8 protein-coding genes are annotated in these 11,845 nt (G+C 69.2%); all 8 read right to left on the bottom strand.

Annotated elements, in window-relative coordinates; all coding sequences use genetic code 11:
* Positions 1-51 precede the first annotated feature (51 nt).
* The 8 genes from ACIBEI_RS38365 to ACIBEI_RS38330 all read right to left on the bottom strand — a co-directional run bounded on the left by ACIBEI_RS38365 (position 52) and on the right by ACIBEI_RS38330 (position 11,606).
* Complete coding sequence (locus tag ACIBEI_RS38365) at positions 52-1,605, bottom strand: GMC family oxidoreductase (RefSeq protein ID WP_398895154.1); 1,554 nt, start codon at positions 1,603-1,605, stop codon at positions 52-54.
* A gap of 52 nt (positions 1,606-1,657) precedes the next feature.
* Positions 1,658-3,235: an APC family permease gene (locus ACIBEI_RS38360; protein WP_398895153.1), complete on the bottom strand. Its 1,578-nt coding sequence runs from the start codon at positions 3,233-3,235 to the stop codon at positions 1,658-1,660.
* A gap of 202 nt (positions 3,236-3,437) precedes the next feature.
* Positions 3,438-4,904, bottom strand: a complete 1,467-nt coding sequence (locus tag ACIBEI_RS38355; protein WP_398895152.1) for an aldehyde dehydrogenase family protein — start codon at positions 4,902-4,904, stop codon at positions 3,438-3,440.
* Positions 4,897-6,060, bottom strand: coding sequence for an aromatic ring-hydroxylating dioxygenase subunit alpha (locus ACIBEI_RS38350; protein ID WP_398895151.1), 1,164 nt, complete (start codon positions 6,058-6,060; stop codon positions 4,897-4,899). Before ACIBEI_RS38350 ends, ACIBEI_RS38355 begins: the two co-directional genes overlap by 8 nt.
* Positions 6,061-6,071: 11 nt before the next feature.
* Complete coding sequence (solA, locus tag ACIBEI_RS38345; protein WP_398895149.1) at positions 6,072-7,226, bottom strand: N-methyl-L-tryptophan oxidase; 1,155 nt, start codon at positions 7,224-7,226, stop codon at positions 6,072-6,074.
* 123 nt (positions 7,227-7,349) lie between these two features.
* Positions 7,350-9,800 (bottom strand): FAD-dependent oxidoreductase, encoded by a 2,451-nt coding sequence (locus ACIBEI_RS38340; RefSeq protein ID WP_398895148.1) that lies wholly within the window; start codon positions 9,798-9,800, stop codon positions 7,350-7,352.
* A gap of 97 nt (positions 9,801-9,897) precedes the next feature.
* Entirely contained in the window at positions 9,898-10,524 is a 627-nt protein-coding gene (locus tag ACIBEI_RS38335; RefSeq protein ID WP_398895146.1) for an MBL fold metallo-hydrolase, read from the bottom strand.
* Complete coding sequence (locus ACIBEI_RS38330; RefSeq protein WP_398895145.1) at positions 10,521-11,606, bottom strand: S-(hydroxymethyl)mycothiol dehydrogenase; 1,086 nt, start codon at positions 11,604-11,606, stop codon at positions 10,521-10,523. The genes ACIBEI_RS38335 and ACIBEI_RS38330 overlap by 4 nt, the downstream gene beginning before the upstream one ends.
* Positions 11,607-11,845: the final 239 nt, after the last annotated feature.

The following is an 11,845-nucleotide window of genomic DNA, read 5'->3' as shown; positions in this document are numbered from 1 at the left end:
CGCGGGGAACTGCGCGACCAGCCACAACGGCCCCGCAGCTCCCCACGACCTCTAAGACGCGTCCTCCTTCAAAAGATCAGCACACTTCTCGCCGATCATCATCGTCGTGATGCACGGATTGACGGCCACCAGATCCGGCATCACGGACCCGTCCGCGACCCGCAACCCTTCAACCCCCTTCACCCGAAGCCGCGCATCCAGAGGCGCCGAGGCGTCGGAATCCGCACCCATCTTCACCGTGCAGGACGGGTGATAGACGGTGTTGTGCGTCTTGTGGATGTAGTCGAGCAGCTCGTCGTCCGTCCGGACATCCGGCCCGGGGGCCAGCTCGGCCCCGGCCCACCCGCTGAGCGCGGGCTGTTCCGCGATACGCCGGGCCAGCTTCAGCCCGAACGTCATCACGCGCGCGTCGTGCTCGTGCGTGAAGTACCGCGGATCGACCTTGGGCTTGTCCCGGAAGTCGCGCGTCCGCAGCCGCACCGTGCCGCGCGACTTCGCGCTCGTCACGTTCGGCGTGAGACAGAACGCGTTCTCGGAGGTCGGATAGCCCCAGCGCGCGGTGTTCATGTCGAACGGGACCGATCCGTAGTGGAACATCAAGTCCGGGCGGTCCAGGCCCGGTTCGGTGTCGTAGAAGATGCCCGCCTCCCACCACTGGCTTGAGGTGGTCGTCATGGGCTGCTTGGCGTCCCACATGATGACGCCCTCGGGGTGGTCCTGAAGGTTCTCGCCCACGCCGGCCGAGTCCACCACCACGTCGACACCCACCTCACGCAGATGCTCGGCGGGCCCGATGCCCGACAGCATCAGCAGTTTCGCGCTGTCGATCGAGCCGCAGGACACGATCACCTCGCGCCTGGCCCGTACCGTCCGGGTGTGGATCAGGTCCGGGTCCAGGTACTCGGCGCCCACGCAGCGCCGCCCGTCGAGCACGAGCTTCTTGGCCCGCACCCCGGTCCGTACGTCCAGGTTCGGACGCTTGCCGAGGATCGGGTGCAGATACGCGACCGACGAGGACTGGCGGATGTTGTTCTCGTCGGAGTTGATCTGGAACCAGTTGGCCCCGCGCACGACCGTCTTGCCGGTGTTGAACGCGGTCGTCGGGATGCCCGCCTGGGCGCAGGCCTCCAACAGGGCGGTGCCGCACGGGTCGTCGCTCTTGAGTGTCCTCAGCTTCACGGGCCCCGTACGACCGTGGTGTTCGCCGGGAGCGTCGTTGTTCTCCAGCCGCTGGTAGAGCGGGAAGAGCTCGGCCGCGCTCCAGCCCGTACAGCCCGCTGCCGCCCAGCCGTCCAGGTCCTCGGCCGGTGCCCAGAAGGCGATACAGGAGTTGTGCGAGGAGCAGCCGCCGAGCACCCTGGCGCGGGCGTGCCGCATGAAGCTGTTGCCGCTGGCCTGCGGCTCGACCGGGTAGTCCCAGTCGTAGCCGGACTCAAGGAGTCCCATCCAGCGTTCCAGCTTCATGACGTCGTCGTCACCGACGTCGCTGGGCCCCGCCTCCAGGACGCACACCGTGACGGACGGGTCCTCGGAGAGCCTGGCCGCGACCACATTGCCCGCGGTTCCTCCGCCGACCACGACGTAGTCGAACTGGTCTTCGTACATGGGGAGTTGACCTCCTTGAGTCCTTGCGACGTTCTGCTTTCGGATCGGGCGCTCAGTCGGCCGTCGGGGTGGCCGCGGGCGAGGCGGACGGAAGAGGTGTGTCGGGGGACTTGTACTGGTGCTCGGCGAGCACTCCGGTGCGGTGCCGCTGTACGAACCAGTAGTAGGCGAAACCGCCGCCCATCACGATGCCGACGAACAGGACGGCACCCCAGCGCAGATACCAGTGGTACGGGGCGGCCGCGTTGTAGACCGCGGCGCGCGGCCAGATCAGGTTGATCATCATGGCCGTGCCCCACACCACGGCGACGATGTTGACGGGCAGTCCCCAGCGGCCCAGCGAGAACTTGCCGTCGCCCGCGGGCTGCCACTTGCCGCGCAGCCTGGCCACCAGCATGGGCCCGGTGACCAGCAGATAGGCGAGGTAGATCAGGATGATGCCGATACTGGTGACCACGGTGAAGATCTGCGGCTGGCGGATGTTGACCACCAGGATCGCCAGCGCCAGGATGCCGATGATCACCGCGGGCAGGATCGGGGTCTGGAAGCGCGGATGGACCTTGGCCAGCTTGGCGGAGGCGGGCAGGTTGTTGTCGCGGGACATCGCGAAGGCCAGCCGGATCGCCGCCGTGTGCACGGCCAGCGCGCACACGGTGACCGCGATGAACACGCACCACAGCATGGCCTTGCCCGCGTCCTCGCCGAGCACGTTGAGGACGACGTACTGCAGGCCGTCCGTGGACAGCTTGTCGCCCTTCAGGCTGGACACGCTCATCAGCGCGAGCAGCAGGATGAGCCCGCCGAGGATGAACGAGGCGACGATGGCGCGGATGATGGCGCGCGGCGCGTTGCGCGACGGGTCGAGGGACTCCTCGCCGAGCGAGGCGGCCGTGTCGAAGCCGTACATCACGTACGCGGACGCCAGCGAGGCGACCAGGAACGCGCCGAGGTAGCCGCCGGGCTGGCCCGCTCCCGTGCCGTTCGTCTCCAGCACGACGCCCGGGCCACGGGTGATGTGCACGGCGAAGAGCACGATCAGTACGACGGTGGCGATCAGCTCGATGAAGACGCCCGCCGTGTTGATCCGGGCCATCAGCTTCACGCCGAGGGCGTTCACCAGGGTGGTGAAGATGATGAGTACGGAGGCCAGCAGCACCGCGTTGGTGGCCACGTCGTACTTGCCGGTGCCGTCGCCCACGAACTGGAACGCGGAAGAGATCTGAGGAAGCGTCAACTGATACGCAAGGGCCACGGCCGCGATCGAGACGATCGAGGCGATCAGCATCGTCCAGCCCGCCAGCCAGCCTATGTGCGGGTTGCCCACCTTCTTGGACCAGTTGTAGACGGAGCCGGCCACCGGATAGCGGGCGGCGAGTTCGGCGAAGCAGAGCGCGACCATGAACTGGCCGACGAAGACCATGGGCCAGGACCACCAGTAGGCGGGCCCGCCGCTGCCGTAACCGAAGTAGAAGAGCTGGAAGGTGCCGGTGAGGATGGAGATGTAGCTGATACCGGCGGCGAAGGTGTGGAAATTGCCGAGCGTGCGCTTCAGTTCGGGCTTGTAGCCGAACTCGTTCAGCTCGGAGTCGTCGTTACTTTGTTTCTCAGGTGGTTGAGCGGTGGTGGTCATGAGGCGCCTCCTGGGAAGGGGGAGTTCTCCCGGGCGGGAGGGGAGTGCGGCTCGTGCGGGGTCGTTGGTGCGCGGGTGCTGGATCTCAGGGTGAAGAAGGCTGGATCTTACGGTGCTTGCCAGTGGTTCTGACCATGAGGAGTGCCGGTTTCTTGCGAAAGATCCGCAGAACCGGCCCTCGGGACATGGACGGGGACACGGATCAGGAGAACCAGCCCTGTGGACTGGGATTGGTCGTGCGCCAGATGTGTTTCGTCTCGCGGTACTCGGCGAGACCGGCAGGACCGAGCTCCCGCCCGAACCCGGACTGCTTGTAACCGCCCCACTCGGCCTGTGGGACGTACGGGTGGTAGTCGTTGATCCAGATGGTGCCGATCCGCAGCGCGGACGCGACCCGCTGGGCCTTCGCCTCGTCCGAGGTGAAGATCCCGCCGGCCAGACCGTAGATCGTGTCGTTGGCCAGCCGCACCGCCTCCGCCTCGTCCGTGAACCGCTCCACGGTCAGCACGGGCCCGAAGGACTCCTCCTGGACGACCGACATCGGGCCGGAGCACTCGTCGAGCACGGTCGGCGGGTAGTAGAAGCCGTCCGGGTGCGGAGGATCGGCGGGCCGTTCCCCGCCGCAGCGCAGGACCGCCCCCTCCTCCAGGCCCTTGGCGACGTACGCCTCGACCTTCTCCCGGTGGGCCGCCGAGATCAGCGGGCCGGTCTGCGCCTGTTCGTCGAACGGTCCGCCCAGCCTGATCTGCCGGGCCCTGCGGACGACCTCGTCGACGAACCGGTCGTGCAGCGAGTCCTCGACCAGGAGCCGCGCCCCGGCCGAGCAGACCTGCCCGGAATGCAGGAAGACGGCCGTCAACGCCATGTCGACGGCCGTCTCGAAGTCGGCGTCGGCGAAGACGATGTTCGGGTTCTTGCCGCCCAGTTCGAGGGCGACCTTCTTCACCGTCCCGGCCGCCGCGGCCATGAGTCTGCGGCCTGTCTGCAGTCCGCCGGTGAAGGACACCAGGTCCACGTCCGGATGGTCGCCCAGCGGAGCGCCGGCCTCGGGACCTGCACCGAGAATCAGGTTCGCCACGCCGGCGGGCACCCCGGCCTCCTCAAGGAGGCGCATCAGGTGGATCGCGGTGTGCGGGGTCAGCTCGCTCGGCTTGAGGATGAAGGTGTTGCCCGCGGCGAGCGCCGGGGCGACCTTCCACGCCGTCTGGAGCAGCGGATAGTTCCAGGGGGTGATCAGCGCGCAGACACCGACCGGTTCGTATACGACCCGACTGTCGACGCCCTCCGTACCCGTCTCCACGACCCGGCCGGACTCGCTCGCGACGAGCCGGCCGAAGTAGCGGAAGCAGTTCTCGATGTCGTCGATGTCGTACTCGCTCTCCACCAGGCGTTTGCCGGTGTCGAGCGATTCCGCGCGGGCGAGTACGTCCTTGTCGCGGGCGAGCAGGTCGGCGACCCGGAGCAGCAGGTCACCGCGCTCGTTCGGGGGCGTCCGGGGCCAGGGGCCGTCGTCGAAGGCGCGGCGCGCGGCCGCGATCGCGTCGGCCGTGTCCTGCGGGCCCGCCTCGTCCACGACGGCGACGAGTGAACCGTCGGCCGGACAGCGGATCTCGCGGGTGCCCTTCTCCCGCGCGCTCGTCCATGTGCCGCCGATATAGAGATCAGCCATCCATGCCTCCCAGCATGCCAATGAGCCACTCGTGGAAAATCCCGATGTGGTGCTCGGTGGGCACCAGCACCCCGCCCCTCCGGTAGGCGCGGGACGCCATCGCGGGCTGCGTACGCTCGCAGGCCTCGAAGTCCTGGGCGTTCACCCGGTGGAAGAGTTCCACGGACTTCGACACATCGGCGCCCGACTCGACGACCTCGGGTGCGTAGAGCCAGTCGCACTCCACGATCGTCCGGTCCTCGGCGAGGGGGAACATGCGGTGCAGGATGACATGGTCGGGGACGAGATTGATGAACACGGTGGGTTTGACCGTTATCGCATAGTAACGACGGTCCTGATCCTCCGCGACTGAGGGAAGTTTCCCGAAACCCTCGCTGCCGTCGACGGTGAAGCCCTTGACCTCCTCGCCGAACTCGGCGCCGTGCCCCACGTAGTACTGGGCGGCATAGCCCTCGGCGAACTCCGGGAGGACGTCGGTGAGCTCGGGGTGGATCGTCGCGCAGTGGTAGCACTCCATGAAGTTCTCGACGATCAGTTTCCAGTTCGCCTTCACGTCATAGGTGATGCGTTTTCCGAGGGCGAGGTTCTCCGTGCCGTAGTGCTCGATGGCCGCCACGTCCCCGAGCCGCTCCACGGCCGCGCCCATCACCGTCTCCTCGAAGGAGGGCGGCTCGTCGGCCAGGCACACCCAGGCGTAGCCGAGCCACTCCCGCAGCGCGACCTTGACCAGGCCGTACTCCGTCCGGTCGACGTCCGGCATCTTCACCAGGTTCGGCGCCGCGATCAGCTTGCCGTCGAGGTCGTACGTCCACGCGTGGTACGGGCACTGGAGGTTGCGCCGGACCTCGCCGGCCTCCTCCAGACAGAGGCGGGCCCCGCGGTGGCGGCAGACGTTGAGGAAGGCGCGCAGCTCACCGGTGCGGGACCTGGTGATCAGGACGCTCTCGCGGCCGACCTGGACCGTACGGAACGCGCCCGGTTTGGCCAGGTCCGCGCCGCGGATCGCGCAGAACCACATCGACTCGAAGAGCCGTTCCTGCTCCTGTCGGAAGATCTCGGGGTCGGTGTAGTAGTGCCCCGGAAGGGTGGCGATCAGGCTGGGCGGCAGCTGACCGGGGGCGGAGGCGGGGGCGGGGGAGACGGGGGTCGTCGTCACGTGCGTGCTCCTCAGGCGGGCGCGGCGGCGAGGCGGTGGGGGTCGAACAGGCCGATCGGGTGAGCGGTGGTGCCCGTGAGTGCCAGATCGGCGAGGATCTCGCCGACGACCGGCACGAACTTGAACCCGTGCCCGGAGAACCCGCAGGCCACGGTCACGGACTCCGGATGGGCGGGATGCCGGGCTATGACGAAGTGCTCGTCCGGGGTGCTGGAGTACATGCAGGTGGCGGCCTTCAGAAAGGTGCCGGGCAGGTCCGGGACACAGCGGGACATGTGGTCCGCCATCGCCCGGATCTCGTCTTCGTGGACCGTTCGGTCGATGGTCTCCGGGGTGCACTCGACGCCCTTGCGGAAGAAGGCGACCTTGGCGCCCAGCTCCGGCCCGTCGATGGACGGGAAGCCGTAGACCTGGACCTTGTCCGCGTCCTCCCAGATGTAGATCGGATGGTTCTCGGGCAGGAACGGCCGGACCCCGCCCTTCGGCTGGAACCAGTACATGACCTGCCGCTCGATGCTGAACGGCACTCCGAGGTCGGTGAGCAGCTGGGGCGCCCAGGCGCCCGGGCAGATCACCAACTGGCTCGCGGTGTACGTGTTCTCGGCTGTGTGGACGCGGACCCCGTCCCGGTAGGGCTCCCAGCGGGTCATCGGCTCGTCGAAGTGCAGATCGGCGCCCTGCCGGGTGGCGAGCTGGAGATGGGCCGCGACCATGTTCTCGGGGCGGACGAGGCCGGCCTTCTTCTCGTAGAGCGCGACCTCGTCGTCCTTCGGGTCGAGCGTCGGGAAGCGGCGGCGGATCTCGGCCGCGTCCAGCATCTCGTGGGGCAGGTCCCACTGCCTGGCCGAGCGCAGCGAACCCGAGACGGTCAGCGAGTCGGGAGGCCCGACCATCACACCGCCGCACAGCGTCGCGATGTCCCGGCCGGTGGCCCGCTCCACGTCCTCGTACAGCTCGTACGCGCGCAGCAGCAGCGGTACGTACGCCGGGTCCTCGAAGTAGGACTGCCGGGTGATCCGCGAACCCCCGTGACTGGAACCGCGGTTGTGCACCGGCCCGAACTTCTCCAGCCCGAGCACCCGAACACCGCGCGCGGACAGATGGTGAGCGGCAGCACTGCCCATCCCGCCGAGACCGATGACGATCACGTCGTAGGTAGGGGACACGGGGACCTCCAGAGCTCGTGATGGTGATGTGCCTGCTCATCGGCGCCCCTTCAGGGGCGCGGGGAACTGCGCGACCAGCCCCCACCGGCTCGCAGGATTGATCACAACCGTTCCGCGAAGCGGTCAACACCGAATGCGGGTCATCTTCGGATCGAAGAGCGGTTCATCGGCAACCGTGGCCGGAACCTTCTCGCCGAAGTACTCGATATGGACGCCCGCCCCGGCGGGCAGCACCGGCAGCCAGGCGTACGCGACACACCGGCCCAGCGTGTACCCGTACGACGCGCTGGTGACGTAACCCGCGGGGGAGCCGTCGACGTACACCGGCTCCTTCCCGAGGACCACGGACGCCGGGTCGTCGAGGAGCAGCGGCGTGAGCCGGCGCCGCGGCTCGCCCCGGGCCGCCAGCGCGGCCATCCCCGTGAAGTCCCCCTTGTCCAGGCGGACGGCGAAGCCGACCCCCGCCTCGTACGGGTCGTGTTCGTCGGTCATGTCGACACCCCAGGCGCGGTAGCCCTTCTCTAGCCGCAGGCTGTTGAAGGCGGAGCGCCCGGCGGCGATCACGCCGTGTTCCCGGCCGGCCTCCCAGAGGGTGTCCCAGAGGCGGAGCCCCAGGTCGGCGGAGGTGTAGAGCTCCCAGCCCAGCTCGCCGACATAGCTCAGGCGCATGGCGGTGACCGGGACATGCCCGAGGTACGTCTCCTTCGCGCGGAAGTAGCCGAAGCCCTCGTGCGAGAAGTCGTCGCGGGTCAGCGGCTGGACGAGGTCGCGGGCCAGCGGACCCCAGACGCCGATGCAGCAGGTGCCGGAGGTGATGTCCCGGATCTGTACGCCCTCGGGGGCGTGCCGGGCCAGCCAGTCCAGGTCGGCGGGGGAGTTGGCGCCCACCTGGAAGCGGTCGGGGCCGAGCCGCGCGACGGTGAGGTCGGAGCGGATGCCGCCCGTCTCGTCCAGGAGCAGGGTGTACGTCACCGCGCCGGGCTTCTTGCGGAGGTTGTTGCTGGTCATGCCGTGCAGGAAGTCGAGGGCTCCGGGGCCGGTGACCTCAAGGCGGCGCAGGGGGGTCATGTCGTAGAGGGCGACCTTCTCGCGGGTCGCCCTCGCCTCGGCCGCCGCGATCGGCGACCAGTAGCGCGCCGACCAGGCGTCTCGCTCGGGGAGCGGGCCGAGGGCGTCGACGAGCGGCGCGTTGGCTTGGTACCAGTGCGGGCGCTCCCAGCCGCCGCCCTCCAGGAAATGGGCGCCCAGCTCCTGCTGGCGGGCGTAGAAGGGGCTGACCCGCAGCGGACGCGGCTGCTCCATCGGCTGGAGTGGGTGCAGCACGTCGTACACCTCGACGAACTGCTGCGAGCCCCGGTCCTTGATGTACGCGGGGGAGCGCTGGGCGTCCTCGAAACGGGTGAGGTCGCACTCGTGGACGTCGGTCTCCGGGCGGCCGTCGACCATCCACTCGGCCACCGCCTTGGCGACTCCGGCCGAGTGGGTGACCCAGACGGCCTCCGCCAGCCAGAAGCCGCGCAGCGCACGGGACTCGCCGAGGACGGGCATGCCGTCGGGGGTGAAGGAGAAGACGCCGTTGAAGCCCTCCTCGATCTCCGCCTCCCGCAGGGCCGGCATCAGCTGGCGGCAGTCGTCCCAGCTCGGCGCCCAGTCCTCCTCGGTGAAGGGGAACGAGGACGGCATCTCCATGTCGTTCGCGCGCGCCTCGTCGTAGTCGAGGACCGCGCACGGGTCGACGGGGAGCGGCTTGTGCGCGTAGCTGCCGATGCCGATGCGGTCGGTGTGCTCGCGGAAGTAGAGGTCGCGGTCCTGGAAGCGGAGGATGGGCTTCGAGGCCTCTTCGGTGGCCCCGGCCAGTTCGGGGAGGGGCCTGGTCCTCGCGTACTGGTGGGCGAGCGGTTGCAGGGGTACGTCGACGCCGGCCATGCGGCCGATGACCGGGCCCCAGAAACCGGCCGCCGAGACCACGTGGTCGGCGGGGAAGGTGCCCCGGTCGGTGACGACCGCGGTGACCCTGCCGGCCTCCTGCTCGATGCCGGTGACGGTGTGCCGGTCCAGGAAACGGGCGCCGCGACTTTCGGCGCGGGTCAGCTGGGCGCGGGATGCGAGCAGCGCGCGGGCCAGTCCGTCGTCGGGCGTGTGGAAGCCGCCGAGGACGGCCGACTCGTCGATGAGGGGCCAGAGTTCCTTGCACCGGGACGCGCTCACGATCTCGCCGCGGATGCCCCAGGAAGCGGCGTATCCGGCCCTGCGGTGCAGCTCCGCGAGGCGCTCGGGAGTCGTCGCCAGCTCCAGGCCGCCGACCGGGTTGAAGCAGGAGACGCCGTCCACTTCGAGGGAGTTGAACTTCTCGACCGTGTACCGGGCCAACTCGGTGAGGGTCTTCGACGGGTTGGTCTGGAAGACCAGGCCCGGCGCGTGCGAGGTGGAGCCGCCGGGAGCGGGCAGCGGTCCCTGTTCGAGGACGGTGACGTCGGTCCAGCCGCGGGCGGTCAGCTCGTCGGCGAGGGAACAGCCGACGATGCCGGCGCCCACGATGACCACGCGGGGGTTCGTTTCGGGCGTGCTGGACATGCCCCTCCTTGTCGTGGTGGGGGTTGTCGTGGCGGGGGTGAACGCACCTGTGGAGCGGGGAGGTGAACGCGCTCATGGAGCGGGGAGGTGAACGTGCTTATGGAGAGGGGACGTTGGGGCGTTCGGCGGCGATCGTGGTGTCCTCGCCGTGTCCGGTGTGGACGTCCGTGTCGCCGGGCAGCGTGAGCAGCCGGTCGCGGATGGAGGCCTCGATGGTCGGCCGGTCGGAGTAGGAGCGGCCAGTGGCACCGGGACCGCCGTGGAAGAGGGTGTCCCCGGTGAAGACCGCGTCGAGGAACGTGGCGTACAGGGAGCAGCTGCCCCAGGTGTGCCCGGGGTTGTGGATCACCTGGAGCTCGATTCCGGCGACGCCGATCCGCTGTCCGTCGGAGAGTTCGCCGTCCGGCTTGCGGTCGGGGTGCGTGGCGGCCCACAGCTCGTGGTCGTCGGGGTGCAGGAGCACCGGCGCGCCGGTGAGTTCGGCCAGTTCGGCCGCCGCGTCGACGTGGTCGTCGTGCGCGTGGGTGCACACGATCGCCGTCACCCGGCGGCCCGTGGTGGCCCGGTGGATCGTACGGGCGTCATGTGCGGCGTCGACGATCAGCACCTCCTCGTCGTCGCCGACCAGCCAGACGTTGTTGTCGACGTCGAAGGTCTCGCCGTCGAGGCTGAACGTGCCGGAGGTGACCACGCGCTCGATCCGTACGGTTCCCCGGGCGCTCACAGGACCACCACCGAGCGCAGCACCTCGCCGCGGTGCATCTTGGCGAAGGCCTCCTCGACCTGGTCGAGCGCGATGGTCTCCGTGACGAAGGCGTTGAGGTCCAGCAGTCCGTACAGGTACTGGTCGATGAGGAAGGGGAAGTCGCGGCTGGGCAGGCAGTCGCCGTACCACGAGGACTTGATCGCGCCGCCGCGGGAGAAGACATCGATCAGCGGGAGTTCGATCTTCATGTCGGGCGAGGGGACGCCGACCTGGACCAGCAGACCGGCGTGGTCGCGCATGTAGAAGGCCTGTTTGAAGGTCTCCGGGCGGCCCACCGCGTCGATGGCGATGTCCACGCCGAAGCCGTCGGTGAGGGCGCGTACGGCCTCGACCGGATCGGTGCCGCGGGAGTTGACCGTGTGGGTGGCGCCGAACCTCTCCGCCTGGTCGAGCTTCTTGTCGTCGATGTCGACGGCGATGACCTTCATAGCCCCGTTGAGGCAGGCGCCCGCGATGGCCGCGTTGCCGACTCCGCCGCAGCCGATGACGGCGACCGTGTCACCGCGGCCCACGTTGCCCGTGTTCACGGCCGCTCCGTAGCCGGCCATCACCCCGCAGCCGATCAGGCCCGCGGCCTCGGGCCGGGCCGCCGGGTCGATCTTCACCGCCTGCCCGGCCGCGACCAGGGTCTTCTCGGCGAAGGCGCCGATGCCGAGGGCGTTGCTGAGCGGAGTGCCGTCCAGGAGGGTCATCGGCCGGGTGGCGTTGCGCGAGTCGAAGCAGTACCAGGGACGGCCCCGGCGACAGGAGCGACAGGAACCGCAGGGGGCGCGCCAGGCGAGGACCACGTAGTCGCCGGTCTTGAGGTCGGTCACGCCCTCGCCGATCGCCTCGATCGTGCCGGCCGCCTCATGGCCCAGCAGGAACGGGAAGTCGTCGTTGATCGCGCCCTCCCGATAGTGCAGATCCGTGTGGCAGACCCCGCAGGCCTGCACGGAGACGAGCACCTCGCCCGGACCCGGGTCGGGAACGACGATCGTCTGCACCTCGACGGGTGCGCCCTTCTTCACAGCGACTACGGCACGGACCTCGTGTGGCACGACCAAGCTCCTCTGCTGTTGCGCAATGCACTATGGGTTGCGCGATGAGGAACATAGTGAGAACGCCGCCAAGGGGCCGTCAAGAGGTGCGGGTTAATCCTTGGCAAAAGGAACGGGCGGCACGAAATCTGTCCGACACACGGAAGCGGGGGGGGGGGGGGGGGGGGGGGCCCCCCGCCGGGCCGCGGGGGCGGGGGGGCGGGGGGCGGGCGCGCGGGGGGGGCGGGGGCCCCGCCGGC

It is taken from the genome of Streptomyces sp. NPDC050988, assembly GCF_044456225.1.
Classification (GTDB): Bacteria; Actinomycetota; Actinomycetes; order Streptomycetales; family Streptomycetaceae; genus Streptomyces.
Note: the sequence above shows the minus strand (reverse complement) of the source record. Positions and strands in the feature narration are given on the sequence as shown.